Raw genomic sequence first — 16458 nt, 5'->3', positions numbered from 1 at the left:
TCATTATGCAGCTGGTGCCGCGGACCTGGGTGGAACCGGTCGGCTGGCTCTACACCGGCGACCAAATCCGCCGCGCCGTCACAATTGCTACGGAGCTGCGCCACCCGGCCACATGAGCCGGGCGAAACGCTGTCGCGGTGTGCACCGCCGCTGACCAATATTGTGCAGTCACACCATCTGTGCAGCGTTTACCGTTGAGGCATGGCACTGTCGAACAGCACCGACGGATTTCGCCGGCCTGTTACCCCGTTTGCTGGTTGGACCCGCGACGCCCAAGGTCGGCGGGTTCCTTTGGAATCCGCTCCTCACGTCGGCGGATTCGCCCCACCAGGGACCGGCAAGACCCGGCGCTGGCTGGCCCAGTCGGCGGTTCTGTGGCCGGGCCCGGCGTTTGTGTCATCCAGCAAAGACGATTTGATGCAGATGGTCGCTTCCCGTCGTTACGGCCCCACAGCGTTGTTGGACCTGCGACCGATCAGCGCACCGTTTTACCCCAAAGACTATGTGCCGTATTGCTTTGACCCGACCGCGCTGATCACCAGCCTCAACGATGCGACGGCGACCGCGCAGAGCCTGCTGAGCACCTCGGCAATCGCGCTGTCGGGTAGCGCATTTCGGCAAGGAGCTGACCCCGGGCCGTGGGACCAGCTGGCCCTGGCCCCGCTGGTGTGCCTGCTGTACGCGGCCAGCCCGGCTGCGACCGGGTTGGGGATGCGCTGGACGCTGGAAGCCTCAGAAAACGTCGACATCGACAACCTCATGGGTCCCTATCAGACGTCGTGGAAACCGGGGTGGGCCTCGGCGGCGGCATGGACCGACGACCCGCTGTTTGAGGCACGCGTACGGTCGGTGTTGGACATGGAACCAAAGCAGCGTGATTCGGTGAAGATGACCGTCACGAAAGTGCTCACCGCTTGGCTTCTCACCAACGAGCGTGACCGCAACTTCCCGCCGCTGGACCTGTCGTTTCTTGATGCCGAAGACGCCACGCTCTACCTGCTGACCCCGGCTGATGGAACGGTCGCTGCGCAAGCGATTGTGTTGATGGATCAGCTGATTAATCGGCAGCGCATGAAAGTGGCGCAGTGGGAGGAGTTTCACCGCATCGGGTTGTTCCTCGACGAGATCACTAACACACCGATACCCCGGCTGCCGCAGTATTTGGCCGAATCACGGGGTCTCGGATGTTCGATTTGCTTTGCCGCGCAGGCTGGTTCGCAACTCGACGCTATCTATGGTCCATTACAGGGTAAGGCCATCCGCGATGTCACACCGGCGGCGATGATCATGTATGGCTCCCACGAGCGCGACGTCATGGAGTCGGCCGCCTTCTGGGCCGGAAAGGCAACGCGCAGCCACCAAAGCTACGATCACAACTCAGACAACAAAAACACCAGCCGGCACTTCGGAAATGCGTTGGAGCCCGCGGAATTATTGCCCCGCAACATCGGCGAGGCGAGGATCATCCCCAGGGGCACTCCGGGCGAGATGGTGGAGTTGATCGACTGGGAGGAATTCATTCACTACCTCGACGAACTGCGCGCCGCGCGCTCGCAGCAGCAGGAGGCGTTGTCGTCATCGACGAGGAAGGGTGTCCTGCGTGGCGGCGGCAAGCGGCCCGCCGCCTGAGGTTGTGCGGCAACGCCTGCTGTCGATTCTGTCCACGGCTTCGCCGGCGCCGACCACTAGGGACTTGAGGCGCTGTCTGGCAGCGGCATTCGGCCGCGACTTCGTCCACGAGCACGTCTACCACAACCGGGTTGTCCTCGAGCGTCGCGGCGAGGTCACGCGCGTTGCGCGAACGGCCGCGGGCGGCCGTCACACTCGGTGGACATTAGGCACTGTCGGCGCGGCGGCGGATCGGTAACGGTCGGAACGATCAGCCCAGGGCGCTGCCGCGTCGGGCATGGAGAAATTAGTGCAGGAGAGCGTCTTTGGGCGCCTTACGCTCGATATATGCCCATCCAGCTGCCCCCGGACCGCTTCGATGATGTCCGGCGAGAATGGATCGCCCACTATCAGGGGTGGTCGACCATTCAGCGTCGGCGCGCTGAGCATCTTGGGCGGGCGGTGCGCAAGCGTCAGCGTATTCGCACCTCGGCTGTGCCCGACCCGCACGATGACACCCGGATCGATCCTCTGGTGATGAGGGCAGCCAAGTCGCGTGCGGCTCGCGCCGAGTTGGCCGTTGTTGCGGTGGCTGCTGTGGTGGCGCCGATCGGCTGGGCAGCGGGCTGGGTGCTGAAGATGGCGTTGGTTCGACTGATTCCGCAGACGCTGCGGGGTTTCCCGGTGGCCGCGCTGCTGTGGGCGGGGGCCGGGCTGGCTGTGGTGACGCTGATTGTTTCTCAGCTCGTCTATGACCCGGCGGGAGCCTTCGGTCAAGTCGCGGTGTTGCCGTGGTTGTGCTTACAGCTGGTGATGATTCCCACGGTGGCCGGCATCTACGGTATCGCCGAGGGCTGGCTCGCTGTGGACGGATCCCACCAGTGGTGGCCCTTGACCCCGGTCAAGAAACCGATCACGGCCGCCGATGCCGCCGCAATCTTGGGTGCTTATGACATGACCGGGCCTGGCGTGGTCGATACCCGCCCGTTGCACGAGCCGGGGGAAAGGACACGGCCGTGAGCAGCCAGTCACGCGGTGTCGGCACCGGGAAGGGTTGCGGTGTCGCCGTATTCAGCCATGAGACCCTCATCGGGGTCGAGCTCGACGATGACGTTTCGCAGCAATTCGATGCGCCGCGCGACCGCAGCGCGGTCGTCTTCGAGTCGGTCGAGCTCCTCACGGAGCTGAGCGGTCAGACGTTGCACGATTTCGCCTTCGCCCATGGGCTGCAATGGTCGCTTCTGGGCTCGGGCGATCACCCGATTGCGGCGTGCGGTGAGGCTGAGCGGCCGCCCGCCGAGCATGCTGACCGCCGCGGAGCCTGGCTGCCACCCCATGAGGGCGTCCAGCAGCAGCAACGTACTCACGGTCGGGGTCTTTTGACCTTTGCGGCCGCGGGCCTTGATCAAGGTGTCCACGGCCGGTCCACCGCGGCGGGCGACCTCTTGTTTGGAGAGCTTCAGCTGAGCGAGCCGGGCCTCCACGAAGTAGATGAGCCGGTCGATCCCTTCAGCTGGAGCGGTCATATCTGGCACCCTACCGCACAAAATGCCTCATATCCGATACCTGTTTGCAGCCCCGGATTTCTGTCACATCCGCTCGATAGGGTTTCTTCATGAGAATACTGATCGCGTTCGTGTGCATGGGATTTGTGGGCACGGTGGCGATCGCGCTGGCCTTCGTACAGGTGTTGGCCAGAACCTGGCCGCTGGCCGTCGTCGTGGTCGGCATCATCGTCGCCGTGCGCTGGCATGAACGGCGCCGCAGGGCGATCGCATCGCCGCGAGCGCTGCCGGCACCCATCGCCAACACTTCCAGCAGGCCCCTCCAAAGCGGGCAACCGGTGGCGCCCCGGCCGTCGGCCTGGGTGCTCGTCCCGGTGTGGATGGACCCTCTTGACCGACAGGCGCCGCGTCACCGAGTCGTCGACGCGGACGTCATCACCAGGGATGGCCGCCATGGCTGACGGCACGTTGTCAACCCAGGATTGGATGCTCGAGCAGCTGCTGGATGACCGGCCGGCACCCAGCGTCACCGCGCAGCCCGCGCCGAGCACCGACGTCCCCGACAGCCACGACGATGCCGACACCGATGCCGAGGCGGACGATGATCACCATCCCAGCGCTGATGGCATCCCGGTTGAGGCTGCCGCGACGCCCCAAGCGAATTCCCGAACGCGGTCGGGAATGCCGTACGACCTCGATCAGGCCGCGGACGCGGCTGCACCGACCGATGCCGATGTCAATCGTGGGGCAAAACGCACGGCCATATGGTTGGGTTGCGGCGCGACCGCGGTCGCGGTGCTAATCGTTGCGGCCTTCGTCAGCTTCGGGGGCGGCCCGGCTCCGGTGCAACCGCCGCAACATCACGCCACCGCACCGGCGGCAGTCGTGACCGGCGCTCCGATGCCCAGCCGCACCGTGCCGCAACAGGATCAGGCCGTCCCGTTCACACCGAGCAGCGATAGCTGCACCCCAGACGACGCCTCAGGTGAGCAGCCCGCCGCGCGCTCACCGCTGGCGCTGACCGACACCACGACCGATTCGGCTTGGGTGTGCGGCCGCGGCCCTCAGGAGAGTCGCCTCGACGGCCAAGTACTACACGTGCAGTTCATCTGCGACCCATCACGTCCAAAATCGGCATGTAGCTACATGCTCAATGCGCTGTCAATCACTCCAGGGTGGGTAGCAAAAACCCAAGGCGGCAAGGATGACTGGCTACAGCACCGCGTGGTGACCCGCGTACAGTTCAACTTCTTCAACGGCAACCAACTCGTCGATGACCCGCTACCGGTCGACACCCACAGCGTCCACGGTCCAGTGTCGGTGACCCTGCCGCGACGAATCCTGGTCTCTCGCGTCGATGTGATCATTTTGCACACCGAGCGCCCGCCGGCCAACCCGCTGCCGTCCTCGCCGGCACCCACGCCGGGCAGCACCGGCACCGAACAACCGCCGACTGGACTGGTGGACTCCGTGCTCGGACCGGCTGGCCCCCAACCGGCGTCGCCGCCGCCAGCAGACCCCGCCGGTGGCGCCTCGGGCAGCGACCCAGTCGATGCCACCTTCGCGATAAGCCAACTGCAGTTCTTCGGACACGCACCCAACTAAAGGATCGCGCCCATGAGCACCATCACGATGTCGAGGACCTGGCAGGAGCGCATCAGCCGGGTCCGCGGCTACCTACGCACGGGGGCGTTCACAGTCGTGACGATCTTCGCCGTATTCGGGTTCGCCGCCGCGGTGAAGGTCTTTTTCACCGCATCCCATCCCGATGAGGGCGACGTCGCCGCGATCGCCCATCGTGTCGGTAATCAGCGCGACGCCGCAGGGCATTTCGCCGCCGATTTCGTCGCCGCCGTACTCACCACACCGAGTTGGAACTACGCCGCGCTGCAACGCTTTATCACATTGCCCGAGTCTGAGGCGGCGCCGGTCGCAGTGCAATCGGCGCCGCCTGTCCCGGCAGTGATTAACACTCCGAAGGTTTGGTCGGTGGTACCCAACGGCTCGGTCGGCGAGGTCAATCTTTATGCCGTCGTCGTTGTCGTGCAGCAACGCGCCTACGCCTCAGCGCCCCCCAACACCGCGTTCTACGGTGTGCCCGTGGCGATCTGGCACTACCAGCCTCGCGCGATGGACTGGCCGGCGCCCATTAGCGCTCCCGGCCCCGGCGCCAATGTGAAAGAGGGCTACGACCACCCCCTGAGCCCCAACAGCCCGGTCTATGCCGTGGTCAGCGGCTTCATCAACACTTACCTGACCGCCACCAGCGGCCTGGACCGCTACGTGGTGGCCGACTCCTGGATCAAACCCATCGGCGGCTACCAAAGCGCCCTCATCAAGACCGCTGACACCGCGTCCGAAATCCCCGACAACCCCGCCACAGGGACGCGCATCCACGTCCGCGCCCGCGTGACAGCACAGACATCACAGTTCGCCACACTGCAATTCACGTTCCCGCTGACCGTCGAAAATAACGGCGGAACGTGGATGGTGGCGGCCATAGACTCGATACCACAGGTCAGTAACGACACCGAAGCAACGCCGGCGACCACGTCGCACAGTTAAGAGGAGCGGAGAATATCGTGAACGGAGCGCACGCCCAGCTCCTGGCTGCGGGGCTGTTTAGCTCGGGAACCTCCCTGGCCTACATGCTCGAGGGGCTCTTCGCCGCGGTGTCACTGGTCGTGGGAACCCTTGCCACACTGGGCAAAGCGAGCAAAGAAGGCGCCGGTGCGGGCATGACGCATCAGTTCTTGGTGATCGGCTTGTCGGTGACCATCTTCTTGTCGGCGGGCATCGCCGCGCTGGTCACCCACGAGTTCCAAAGCCACGGCGTGAGCAACCACGTCAACGTGCCCAACCCGTGGGGTCAGTGATGGCCGATGACACCCCGGCCAAGGTGTGGTCGGATCAACGCGACCTCCCGATTCACCTAGGGGACTCAGGAGATGGATTTCGCCTGCCATTTAAGGAGAAATGGCGTCTTCCCGACGCCACCGCGCTGCTGGTCGGGTTTGTCGTCACCGCGTCGCTGGTAACTCTGAACCTGCAAAGCGGTAACGCCCTGCTCATCGCGGCCATCGGGGCTGCGCTGACCGCCGCTGCCGTGTGGGCGCTGTCCAAGCTGCCCGCGACCCGGCCCTCCATCGGTACTCGTCTACAGTTCTGGCTGGCCGACATCCGGCCGCAGGTGTCATGTTCACACCACGACGCGACGCCGAATGGCGCTGCACCGCAATGACTGTCGCGGCGAGCGAAGCTCCCCGAGAGGTGGTGGGAAACCTCCGCTTCACCACTAGCGGGGTCTACGCCGACTACCTGATATCGGGATTGCCGTTCATCTTCTTGCCCAAAGAATCACAGAACCTGGTCGCTGACGTGCATGCCGAGCTGCTCCGGACCTTGCCGTCTGGGGCGCTGTTGAGCGGTCTGACCGCGCCGGTGGCAACTCGCAACATCACTCGACGCATGATCTATGCCCACCCAGATCTGCACCCCGACAATGCCCTTGGCGCTGCGGCCATGCCCCAACACACCGAGCCGTGGGTGCAGCACTGCCGGCGGTGGGCGCCGGCACTGGATGCCCGCAGGTCGCGTCGGCGCATCTACTGGTTGAGCCTGCCGTTGGACTACGGGCTTTCAGGGACCACGGCAGCAGGCGGATGGCAGCGCCGCATCGACTCCGTCATCGGACGCGACAAGGACAGCGCCGAAGCGCTGGCCCACTACCGGCAGCTTGCGGCCACCATGGTCGCGAAACTGCCGCCGGCGCTGTTCACCAAACCGGCAAGCGTCGAACAGATTTGGTGGCATTGGAACTACACCGCAAGCCGCCACAGCTGGCAGCAACCCCTGCCGAATCAACCCTACAACGCCCATGCGCGCCTACCCGGATCGGCGTTTACTCCGGTCTGGAAAGACCCCGCGGCGGCCGCGCTGCGCAACCGCAGGTGGCGAGCAGCCCGCACCGAGGCCGAGGTTTTCCTGCGCACCTACCGAGATCAAGACGACGGTGTGGCCGACTCCTATCAGGCCATCGTCGGACTAGAGAAATATCCCGACGCTGGGCTGCGCTGGCCGCGCTCGACCATCTTCAAGGTGCTCGACGACCTGACCACACCGGCCACCACGCTGGATTGGACGATTCATCTCACCTTCGACACCGCTGAAGTCGCGGTGGCTACCGCGCACAACGTCATCACCAACATCAAAGATCAAGCGCGCCAACTCGGCCGCCACGCCGACAGCGATGACGAGCTGGTACGTAAACTCGTCTCTGGTCGGCAGCTGGCCTCCGCGCTCAAGCAGGGCAGCGCCGAGCGCGGCGTCAACGCCGCGGTCGTGGTGATCGCCGCCGCCGCAGACGCCGAGACGCTCGATACTGCGATCTCTGAGGTGATCCGCCGTTACCGGAGCCAGCGGCTGGAACTCAAGCGCCGCCGCGGTAGTCAGCCCACCCTGTGGCGTGCTCTGAACCCGGGCACCGAGGCCACCGCTGGCCTGCACGAAATCCGCAATCCCTCCACCACCAACGCCTTTGCCAAATTTGTGCCGCTGCTGGCCACCAGCCTGGGCAACAACGTCGGGGTGCCGCTGGGGGAGACCATCACCAGCCCCGGGCTGCGCGAGATCGTCCTCAACGATCTGATCGGCGCCCCGGGCCGCGACAACCCCGGCAATCTCGTCATCGGCGGGTCTCCCGGCCGAGGGAAATCCCAGTGCGCGAAGAACCTGGTTCGCTCCTGGCTGGAATTGGGCGCCGGTGTCCACCTCATCGACCCCACCGAGGCGCGAGAACACCAAACCGCACTATCAACGTTCGACGACGACAAAAAGGTCATCATCGATCCGAAGAATCCTCGATTCAGCCTCGACGGGCTGCGTGTTTTCCCGTTCGAAAGAGCCGCGGAACGCACTGTCGACCATCTGCTGCCCCAAATGGGATATTCCCCGGTAAGTCCGCAGGCCGCGCGGCTCAAAGGCCTGCTGGCCCCGTCCTCGCGCCAGGCGCTCGGGATCGGCAGTATCAACCAGCTGATCAGCCTTCTTGCCGACCGCCGCAGGCCGGATCGGGTCAGTGTCGACGACGACCTTCTCATCGCCTTGGAAGGCCTGCGGGCCGAGCGTCTGCTGGCGCCGATGTTCGACAACACCCTGCCGCTGCCCGACCTGTCCAAGCAGCTGGTCATCTGGAACTTCGGCGGCCTCAAACTGCCGACGGTCACCCAGGAGTACCAAGCCCACCTGCACCATCAGACCACGCCGAGCCAGCGCGCCGCCCAAGCCCTTTACGGCATGGCCGCCGAACTGGCAGAGTCACTATTTTTCTCCCGCGACACCCAACCAGACATCCTAGTTGTCGAGGAATGCGCCGCGTGGACCCATTCCCCCGGTGGGCAGCGCTGTGCGAATAACGTGATCCGGCAAGGCCGTAAGGCATGGACGTTATTTGTCGGGATCAGCCAGTCTCCCAGGAATGACTTCGGTGTGCTCGAAGACGAGTACATCGAGCAACGACTGTGTTTGGGCTTCAAAGAATCCCGCATCGCCGAGGACACACTGCTGTGGTGCAACCGCGACCTGGACCGGCACCCGGAGCTGCGCACCGATTACGTGACCAACACCAGCCCGGCAGCGATGCCTAACTACGGCGATGACTCGATCGACAGCCGACACGGCAAGGTCATCCCCGGCCGAGAAGGCGAGGCGTGGTATCTCGACGAGTTCGGCGGCTGGGGGAAAATCAAGCTATTCGGCGCCCCAACGCATGAGCTTGCCGAGCTCTACGACACCAACCCGCACCGCAAACGGATGCGCAACAGGATCAACGCATGCTAGGCCGGACCCAGTACTGGCTGCTGTGTCACCCGCGCGTGCGCCGGCCAGTGAAGGTCCTTGCGCTGCTGCAAGCGCTGGCCACCATTGCGGTGGCCCTGGCCCCAGGAGCCAGCGCCGCCACCAACGCCGCGGTACTGAATTGGACCGGCCTGCACGACAATTACGGAGTCCCCATCGGCGACTTCTACCTGTCGTTGGCCAGCATCCCCGACCAGATCACCCAAGGAGGGCCCGACGCGCAGGCCTGGGATCCCACGTCGTGGGGGCCATGGGTGGTGCACACCCTTGAGGTGATGTCGACTGGTTTCGCGGCCTCCACCGTCTTGACCGCCGAAGCGGGGGCATTCATCGGCATCATCGCCTTGTCGCTGTGGGTGATGAAGCTGACCATTTCGACCTACTGGCTGCTGGTGTTCGGTCAGCTCGCCAAAGCGGTCACCGCCGCGGTCATCACCGTCACCAGCCGGTGGGGTCTGGTGGCGCTCACGGTGCCCGCGGGGGTGTTCCTCGGGGTGTTGGCGGTACGCCGGGGAGAGGCCGGCCGGGGTTGGACGATGATCCTGTTGGCGATCATGATGCCCGCCCTGGCGCTGACGGTGTTCTCCGATCCGGCGGGAATGATGTACGGCCCCAATGGATTGCTGGCGTTCGGCCGTAGCATGGGATTTAGCACCGCCGAAGCGGTGACCCACAACGGAGCGATCGGCGGCGGCGGATTCACCGGACAAGTCGACACCCTCACCTCGAGCCTGATTACCCATGCTGGTCGAGAACCGCTGGAAGTATTCAACTTTGGGCACGTCATCGACACCAAGCCCGGTTGCGCAGCCCAATACACCGCCGCGCTGCAGCAAGGCGTTGCCGACGGGCCGATCAAAGCGATGGCCCGCTGCGGCGATTTCAACGCTGTCCACTACGCCCAAAACCTTGATGCCACAAACACCTTCGGTGGCGCCGTCTTGGTTCTGGCCGCGATCCTGTTCGGCTGGTTCATGATTTCCGCGGGCGCGTCGGTGTTCACGGTGTCGGTCAAAGCGATGTACACCACCGCTAAGTTGCTGCCCAGCGTCTTCGCCGGCGGCATCTCCGGGGCGGCCCAAGAACACGCCAAAGCCACCGTGTGGCGGTTCTTCAAACACCCGATCGAGGTGATGGTGTTCGTCACCTTCGTCAGTGTGATGGGCTTGGCGATCGAGCGGCTCATCTCCCGCCCATTGCCCCGCGAGCTGGGCGGCAGTAACCCCTTCGCCCATGTGCTGATCATGGCCGGCGGCTCCATGGCGGCGCTGTATTTGCTGCGTCATATCCGCGCCGACCTGCAAGGACACCACCCCGGCCGCGGGCTGCTCGGCCGAGCCAGCGACGTGGCGATGGGACTGGCCATGCACGCCGGGCTGCGGGGCGCTGGGTCGGCGGCGTTGAGCGGTCTGCGCGGCCAGCACGGCAGCGGCAAAACACCCTGGGAGCAGCTCGAGGAGCGATCAGCCAGCGACCCGCAAACGGTCCTGGGCCCACCACAAGATGGCTTCTCCGCAGTACCGGGTGCTGCAGCAGCACACAGCGATCGCGCGGACTCAAGCCCGGCGCCCACCGACCCCCACGGGGCGGCGTCACCGACCGCTATCCCGCAGCCGATCAGCGCACCCCACAGCTCAGGTGACGGGATCAATCAGGTGATCGACCAGGCCACCGCGACGATACAGCGACCTGGCCGCCGGCAGCGCCAGCCCCGCGCCGCCCAGGCCAACGCGCCCGGCCGAATGGTCCTCGACTCCGACTGGCCGAGCAGCGCGCACTCCGCCGAGGCGCAGCCGATTACCGCCGCGTCATCAACGCGGCCAAGCACGGGGTGGGAGGACGCACCACCGCTGTCGGCGTACGCCGACCACACCTCCACCGATGTTCCGCTCCCGCCGCCTCCGCCGCCCGAGGATCCCAGCGCACCACCGCCACCAGACGATGCATCCCCGGCCGCCTCGGTCGATCCGATCACGGGTCCCTAGCTAGCCGGCGCCGGCTGACGCGGTCAACGCCGCACACGAGCGATTACGATGAGCACGACGCAAAAAGGGGAGGGCAGACGGTGGTAGCGAGCCACAACGACGCAGTTAGGGGGCTCGGGTGACCACGACCTCTCCCACCGAACAACGCCGCGCCTTCGACGCGGCGATCAACCGCTTCCTCGCCGGTGACCCCGCGGCAGCCCGCCAAGCGTTCACCGAGATCACCTACCAGAACCCGGCCATGACCGACGCCTGGCTGGGACGGCTGGCCTGCGGCGATCACAGCCTTGACACCTTAGCCGGCGCCTACCGTAACTCCCGCGCGCTCTACCGGGAAACCCGCCGCATTGGCCAACAAGATGGCGCACTGCAGGCCGCAGTGCCCGCGCCGCTGTACCTACAGCTGCAAGTGTGGTCACGGGGCACGATCGCGCTCGCGTTCGCCGCCGTGCTCATCGGTGCCGGTGAGTTCGAGCAGGCGATGACGGTTCTCAACGACGCTGAACTTGCCGCCGATGGCCAAGCAGCGACCTGGCGACAGTTCATCACCGCCACGTTGTATCACCGCACACGGCGTTGGCCAGATCTGTGCGCGCTCACCGACGTATGCCCGCCCGCCACCGCCACCTACGTTCCCAACGAGGTGGTGGCCGCAACCCACACACTGCGCGCAATGGCGTTGGTATCGCTAGGACAAGCGCAGGCAGCGCTGGACTTAATCGACCAGGTCAGCACGCAAAACTCCTACATCACAGCGGATTTGGCGCTCACCAAAGGGTGGTGCCTGCGGGAACTCGGCGAGTTCGACGCGGCCAACGAAGCATTCCGCAGCGCTACCATTGACGGAGCGGTGATCCCCCAAGCACGAAAGGCGCTCGAACAACCCGACTACCGCATCGTGACGACCGACGCCGAAACGATCGCGACACGAACCAACAAATGGGACCCCGCGACCGAGACCAGCCGCGACGCCCGCGCAGCTGCCGCACTGGCCAGCGAACGCCAGGAAGTGCTCAACCGGGCCCAGGCCCGCGTTGACGAACTGATCGGCCTGGAAGACGCCAAGGAACAGATCGCGGTCTGGCGCACCGAGATTCAGATCGAGCAGCTGCTCGCCGAGCAAGGCGATGGCGGCGCCACCAGCAACGAAAACCACATGGTGTTCCTCGGCCCGCCGGGGACAGCCAAGACGACGTTTGCCCGGGTCGTTGGCGAAGTGCTCTTTGGGCTGGGCAAGATCGCCCGCCCCGATGTCAAAGAGGTGACCGAAGAAGACATCGTGATCGGCTACGTCTCCCAGACGGCCGCGAAGATGAAAGAGGTATGCGAAGAAGCTCGCGGCGGGGTGCTGTTCATCGACGAGGCCTACCGACTGGTCCCCAAGACCGAGGGCCACTCCTTCGGCATGGATGCGATCAACACCCTGCTCAAGTACATGGAGGACTACCGCGACGAACTGGTGGTCATCGTCGCCGGATATCCCAAGGAGATGCGCGACTTCCTCAAAGCCAACGCCGGCTTGGCCGGACGTTTCCACTTCACCTTGACGTTCAACAGTTACACGCCCGATGAGATCGTGGCGATCGGACGCCACCTAGCCGGCAAGGAACGCCTGGCCGTCGATGACGACGCCTGGGAAATGCTGCGCGCGGAAGCAACTCATCTGCGTTCTCTGCCTTACGAAAGCGGCACCATGCTTGACGTCGCCGGCAACGGCCGCTACGCACGCAAGGTGTCGGTGGCCTGCCGCCGGGAGCGGGCCCGGCGCCTGCATAGGCTGGCACCAAACCCGCAAGACCTGGACCGACTCGTACGCGCTGACCCGTCTGCGCTGAAGGTCAGCGTGGACGACATGCAGCGCGCGCTTGCCGAGGCTCGCCCCGCCACCGGATAGCCCCGGTGCGCGCAACGGGTAGGTGGCGCGCCGCGCCCGGGCATAGCCTCCGACGCTCAACACCTCGAATCCGCGCGTGGGGTGGCCGCTGTCACGTGTGTCTGCAGCAAGGGATAGCGGGCGACTGTCTAATGTTCTCGGCGTGGGGGTCACGTTGCGCTACGACGATCTCGATCGCCTCGCAGCCCAGACTATCGCCCAACGCATCACCCCATGGAAGGAAGCGTTGACCGCCGCGAACGCCGATCTGGCCCAAACGCGGTGGAAGAATTACGAGATCGGCTTGAAGACGCTGGGCTGGCTCGCCGGCGCAACCGAAGTGTACGGCTCGGGCGGCGCTCAGGCCGCACCCGCCTCCGCATGGATCTTCCCCGGCCAACTCTGGGTGGCGTGGCAAGCCAAGAGCGCGGCCGAACCTGACAGCAGCGTCTCGACCCACGACGCCCGCCACGCAAGCAGCCAGCTGCGCCTCATCGCCGAAAAGCGCGGGGAGCAACCGCCTGTCGGATCGTTCACGGCGCTAGCCACCCCGCAATCCACAATCAGCCACGCCGCGCGCGCGATCTGCCAAGACCACGTCTACCTGGTCCCGTTGCACGCTGCGGTCGATCTGCTGACCGCACTCGAGCGTGCTTGGACTCAAGCCAGCAGCCGGGGCTCGGCTATCGACGAGGCCGGTGTGCTGGCGACGTTGACGGCGGAGCAGTGCCTTCCCAGCCAGTGGATGCGCCGGCTGACGAGCCAACGACTCAACACATTGGGTGCTGACGGGGTCGAAGAGGCGCAGTGATACCGACTCGGTGACGGCAGGCACTGGGCAACCAGGAGCAATAAAACAGGTAGCTGCTGCCACGCGCTGACGACAACTGCCATTCCCCTGAGTCTTCCGGCGAAGGCAGGTTCCCTGCACTGCTGGCAGCACTGGGATAGCGCGTTAACCAGCTGAGCCTGCTCGTGACCGCCTGATCCTGAAATGACCTGTCCCCACTGCCTTTTCGCTCCAAGGATGGCGGGGCCGAGCCACATCGTCGGCGGTTGCGGTGGATACAGGTGGCCGTGGGGGTATAACCGACAGATGGTGAGCTTGGGTCAACTGGTGCCGTGCACCGAGGGCGGCTGGATGCTGTACCCGCCCCAGCGTTGCCCGCATGGGCACTCTCTGGGCCCGGGCAAGATGTTGGTCGGCTACCAGCCGTGCGCCGGCCAGTGCCGCGGTGGCCACACGACGTGGCGGTGCCTGCAGTGCGACGCCCGCGTCTTCTGGCCGGGCGTGGGAGCGGGCTGCCGCCTGCTAGATGCCGCCGCGTTCAAACGCTAGTGCTGCACCGATCACCGGGCGGTTGCCACCAGGTGTAGCTACGTGCTGACTGATGATCCCGTCAGACCACTTCTCCGCCAAGCTCATGGGCATGCGCAGAGGTTTTTCAATATTCGACGCCTCCTCGTGACAGCCCCTCCCATCGACGAATCTTTCTGCCCCGGTTCACGGACGACGTCAGAGGTAACATGGCGTCTGACGAGAAGCCGAAACACGAGTGGTGTCCGTTGTGACTGGCGTCGCAATGCTGATGATGGCAGCCATCGTCGGTCAGTGGATTGACCCCGAGGGATTTCTCGCTGTCTTCGTGATAACGGAACTGATTCACCTGCTGTCAGGACTGGTTAGGAAGGGAGGTCAGATCATGGCAATAGCTGCACATGCTCTAAAAAGCTTCGCCATCACAGCCTGCGACGCCGCTCCGTCCAGGGTTCCCCTGCCGACGAGCCCGTGAGAGTCGGGCGAAACGGAGAAAACGTCGACAGTCGATTGCGCCGACACACGAGTCCATGACTTGAGGCATCACGACGCGACCATCAAGGGTTGTGGTGACAACTCCTGGACGTCGCGGAAGCGGGCAAGCCGAACCTGAATGGTTAGCGCCAGGACTGGAGATGCCGGTATTGGATGCCCGCGCCAGATTGGACGGGCCTTGCGGCGCGCGGCCCGAGCGGCAGTTTGAGCCAGCGAGCGGTTGCAATGGTTTCCGGATCGATCCGCAGCGATGTGGGGCAGCGGACAGACGCCCCACTAGGCCTTTTCGGATTCCTGCTGATCGCCGTCCTCGTCCTTGCCTTCGGCGTCTTCGTCGGAGCTTGTTTCGGTCCGACCAGCTCCGCTTCATCCCAAATCAGCTCGTGCGCATCGCGAGTCGCCGCTTTCGCTGCCAGCTCCGGCAACGAAATCAGAGCTGTGTTCTTTTTCGTCACGCCATTGAGAGACGTGCCCAGCATCAGTACTTCGCCGCCCTCATCAGGGATGACATACCGATCGTGCAGGTCTATCGTCTTCCGCACCTCGATGTTGTTGCGTGGAAGACGGCCGCTGAAATGCGTCTCGATCGCCGGCAAGTTCTTGTTCTTGATTTTGCCTCGGCCTGCCAACACGAGCACGCTCGTTATCCCCGCGCTCAAGAGAAGTCTGTGCAAGATCTCGACATCGAAGTACGGATCGATCAGCAGACCGGCGCCGACGTTGGCAAGTGACTGACGAAAACCCATGCGACACAATCGGTTTTCGGTAGATAGCCGATGCAGCCGGGACAATGTCAGCCTCAGGGTTAGTCGCGGCTTCGACGGTGGTGAGACGAACGGTTGAAAGGCCCTGCGGCCGATGTGACGCAAGATGTCGACCTTGCCTGGTAAGGCGTGACGCGATCAGGTCGGAAGTATCAACAGCGCAACCCGCCGACGTTTGCCAGGAGGCGACTACAGTTTCAGCTTTAGATGTCATCGCGATCCGCCGATTCTGCCGGGGCCATGGGGGGCAGGCCGTGCAGTTTGCGAACCTGATCGACTATGGCCGCCAGGCTGCTGATGGCTTCGGGGGTCAGACCAGCGGTGCGCAGGGCCAAATCGCGTACCCCACTGTCGCGTATTGCTTGAATCAACGTCAGCTGCGCTTCGATCTGCTGATCGGTGTCGCGATCGATCAGATAGGAGGCCGGCACACCGAAGAAGTCGGCGATGGCGCGCAGGTGTTGGACGGTCGGGTTGGTCTTGATGCCGTTGCGCAGTTGCCAGATGTAGGCCGAGCTGATGGAGACTCCGGTCGCCTTCGTAATGGCCTCTGCGGCAGCGGCGTTCGATAAGGGCGGCTCGGTGGGTTTGCGCATGATCTCGAACAGCTTGTTGAGCTTGACCGCTAAATCAGAATCCTTGCTAGCGCCACCTGCTTGCTCTGGCGCACTGCCGCAACCCTCGACTCTCATTTCATCGAAACACCATTCGCATGTACTGAAGTTATCAGCCGCCTTGCGGCGAATCCTCCAAGCACGAAGGCTTTACCTTGCTGGTGGTCACAACTCGAGGCCGTCGCCGCGGTCGCGTTCGCGCCCGTGTCGCCTGCTGCGGTAGGTGGCATCGCGCAGTCGCTGATAGGCGGCGTCGCGGGCGCGGGCTTGGGCGTGGTGTTGGCGCCAGCCGGAAAGCCGATGCGCGCGGCGTCGGTCGTGGCGGTCCAGCAGGGCGCCGACGACTGGGGGAAGGAGGTCGCGGTCGGTGCGTTCGGCTTCAGCGTGCATGGTGCGGGGCCGGTGGTCGTTGGCCAGGATCATCCGGAAGAAGTGTGCGG

The 16458-nt window shown here is 64.6% G+C and carries 16 protein-coding genes; 12 read left to right on the top strand and 4 right to left on the bottom strand.

Annotation, left to right across the window (positions count from 1 at the left end; all coding sequences use genetic code 11):
- Positions 1–201 precede the first annotated feature (201 nt).
- Positions 202–1629 (top strand): type IV secretory system conjugative DNA transfer family protein, encoded by a 1428-nt coding sequence (locus HMPREF0591_RS20060; RefSeq protein ID WP_083802030.1) that lies wholly within the window; start codon positions 202–204, stop codon positions 1627–1629.
- Positions 1630–1956: 327 nt separating this feature from the next.
- Positions 1957–2628 carry a hypothetical protein gene (locus tag HMPREF0591_RS20050; protein WP_007170440.1) on the top strand — a complete coding sequence of 224 codons (672 nt, stop codon included), beginning with the start codon at positions 1957–1959 and terminating at the stop codon, positions 2626–2628.
- 8 nt (positions 2629–2636) lie between these two features.
- Here HMPREF0591_RS20050 and HMPREF0591_RS20045 read toward each other — a convergent pair whose 3' ends face one another.
- Positions 2637–3134 carry a hypothetical protein gene (locus HMPREF0591_RS20045; RefSeq protein ID WP_007170439.1) on the bottom strand — a complete coding sequence of 166 codons (498 nt, stop codon included), beginning with the start codon at positions 3132–3134 and terminating at the stop codon, positions 2637–2639.
- 89 nt (positions 3135–3223) lie between these two features.
- Here HMPREF0591_RS20045 and HMPREF0591_RS20040 point away from each other — a divergent pair, with 89 nt between their 5' ends.
- From HMPREF0591_RS20040 to HMPREF0591_RS19995, 10 genes are all read left to right on the top strand, one after another.
- Complete coding sequence (locus HMPREF0591_RS20040) at positions 3224–3574, top strand: hypothetical protein (protein WP_007170438.1); 351 nt, start codon at positions 3224–3226, stop codon at positions 3572–3574.
- Positions 3567–4718: a hypothetical protein gene (locus HMPREF0591_RS20035; RefSeq protein ID WP_157137521.1), complete on the top strand. Its 1152-nt coding sequence runs from the start codon at positions 3567–3569 to the stop codon at positions 4716–4718. The genes HMPREF0591_RS20040 and HMPREF0591_RS20035 overlap by 8 nt, the downstream gene beginning before the upstream one ends.
- Before the next feature lie 12 nt (positions 4719–4730).
- Complete coding sequence (locus HMPREF0591_RS20030; RefSeq protein ID WP_007170436.1) at positions 4731–5678, top strand: conjugal transfer protein; 948 nt, start codon at positions 4731–4733, stop codon at positions 5676–5678.
- 17 nt (positions 5679–5695) lie between these two features.
- Positions 5696–5989, top strand: coding sequence for a hypothetical protein (locus HMPREF0591_RS20025; RefSeq protein ID WP_007170435.1), 294 nt, complete (start codon positions 5696–5698; stop codon positions 5987–5989).
- Positions 5989–6354 (top strand): hypothetical protein, encoded by a 366-nt coding sequence (locus HMPREF0591_RS20020; protein ID WP_007170434.1) that lies wholly within the window; start codon positions 5989–5991, stop codon positions 6352–6354. The genes HMPREF0591_RS20025 and HMPREF0591_RS20020 overlap by 1 nt, the downstream gene beginning before the upstream one ends.
- A gap of 137 nt (positions 6355–6491) precedes the next feature.
- On the top strand, positions 6492–8951 hold the full coding sequence (locus HMPREF0591_RS20015) for an ATP-binding protein (RefSeq protein WP_244268998.1): 2460 nt from the start codon (positions 6492–6494) through the stop codon (positions 8949–8951).
- Entirely contained in the window at positions 8945–10954 is a 2010-nt protein-coding gene (locus tag HMPREF0591_RS20010; RefSeq protein WP_007170432.1) for a hypothetical protein, read from the top strand. The genes HMPREF0591_RS20015 and HMPREF0591_RS20010 overlap by 7 nt, the downstream gene beginning before the upstream one ends.
- Positions 10955–11072: 118 nt before the next feature.
- Positions 11073–12848, top strand: coding sequence for an AAA family ATPase (locus HMPREF0591_RS20005; RefSeq protein ID WP_007170431.1), 1776 nt, complete (start codon positions 11073–11075; stop codon positions 12846–12848).
- Between the two features lie 142 nt (positions 12849–12990).
- A complete protein-coding gene (locus HMPREF0591_RS20000; RefSeq protein WP_007170430.1) occupies positions 12991–13638 on the top strand; it encodes a hypothetical protein in 648 nt (215 codons plus the stop codon).
- A 285-nt stretch (positions 13639–13923) separates the two neighbouring features.
- Positions 13924–14166: a hypothetical protein gene (locus tag HMPREF0591_RS19995; protein WP_007170429.1), complete on the top strand. Its 243-nt coding sequence runs from the start codon at positions 13924–13926 to the stop codon at positions 14164–14166.
- Between the two features lie 596 nt (positions 14167–14762).
- Here the strand turns inward: HMPREF0591_RS19995 and HMPREF0591_RS19985 are convergent.
- The 3 genes from HMPREF0591_RS19985 to HMPREF0591_RS19975 all read right to left on the bottom strand — a co-directional run.
- A complete protein-coding gene (locus HMPREF0591_RS19985; RefSeq protein ID WP_007170426.1) occupies positions 14763–15386 on the bottom strand; it encodes a hypothetical protein in 624 nt (207 codons plus the stop codon).
- A 221-nt stretch (positions 15387–15607) separates the two neighbouring features.
- Positions 15608–16096 (bottom strand): helix-turn-helix domain-containing protein, encoded by a 489-nt coding sequence (locus HMPREF0591_RS19980; protein ID WP_007170425.1) that lies wholly within the window; start codon positions 16094–16096, stop codon positions 15608–15610.
- An 87-nt stretch (positions 16097–16183) separates the two neighbouring features.
- A partial coding sequence (locus tag HMPREF0591_RS19975) for a hypothetical protein (RefSeq protein WP_007170424.1) occupies positions 16184–16458 on the bottom strand: 275 nt, incomplete at its 5' end.

The sequence above is a fragment of the Mycobacterium parascrofulaceum ATCC BAA-614 genome (genome assembly GCF_000164135.1).
In the GTDB taxonomy this organism is placed as follows: domain Bacteria; phylum Actinomycetota; class Actinomycetes; order Mycobacteriales; family Mycobacteriaceae; genus Mycobacterium; species Mycobacterium parascrofulaceum.
The sequence above is the reverse complement of the archived record's forward strand: the minus strand, read 5'-3'. Positions and strand labels throughout refer to the sequence as shown.

Excerpts from the sequence above, each read along its gene's own strand:
- HMPREF0591_RS19980 (WP_007170425.1), bottom strand. The coding sequence starts at position 16,096 with ATGAGAGTCGAGGGTTGCGGCAGTGCGCCAGAGCAAGCAGGTGGCGCT.
- HMPREF0591_RS20030 (WP_007170436.1), top strand. The coding sequence starts at position 4,731 with ATGAGCACCATCACGATGTCGAGGACCTGGCAGGAGCGCATCAGCCGG.
- HMPREF0591_RS20050 (WP_007170440.1), top strand. The coding sequence starts at position 1,957 with ATGCCCATCCAGCTGCCCCCGGACCGCTTCGATGATGTCCGGCGAGAA.
- HMPREF0591_RS20060 (WP_083802030.1), top strand. The coding sequence starts at position 202 with ATGGCACTGTCGAACAGCACCGACGGATTTCGCCGGCCTGTTACCCCG.
- HMPREF0591_RS19995 (WP_007170429.1), top strand. The coding sequence starts at position 13,924 with ATGGTGAGCTTGGGTCAACTGGTGCCGTGCACCGAGGGCGGCTGGATG.
- HMPREF0591_RS20045 (WP_007170439.1), bottom strand. The coding sequence starts at position 3,134 with ATGACCGCTCCAGCTGAAGGGATCGACCGGCTCATCTACTTCGTGGAG.
- HMPREF0591_RS20020 (WP_007170434.1), top strand. The coding sequence starts at position 5,989 with ATGGCCGATGACACCCCGGCCAAGGTGTGGTCGGATCAACGCGACCTC.
- HMPREF0591_RS20035 (WP_157137521.1), top strand. The coding sequence starts at position 3,567 with ATGGCTGACGGCACGTTGTCAACCCAGGATTGGATGCTCGAGCAGCTG.
- HMPREF0591_RS20010 (WP_007170432.1), top strand. The coding sequence starts at position 8,945 with ATGCTAGGCCGGACCCAGTACTGGCTGCTGTGTCACCCGCGCGTGCGC.
- HMPREF0591_RS19985 (WP_007170426.1), bottom strand. The coding sequence starts at position 15,386 with ATGGGTTTTCGTCAGTCACTTGCCAACGTCGGCGCCGGTCTGCTGATC.
- HMPREF0591_RS20040 (WP_007170438.1), top strand. The coding sequence starts at position 3,224 with ATGAGAATACTGATCGCGTTCGTGTGCATGGGATTTGTGGGCACGGTG.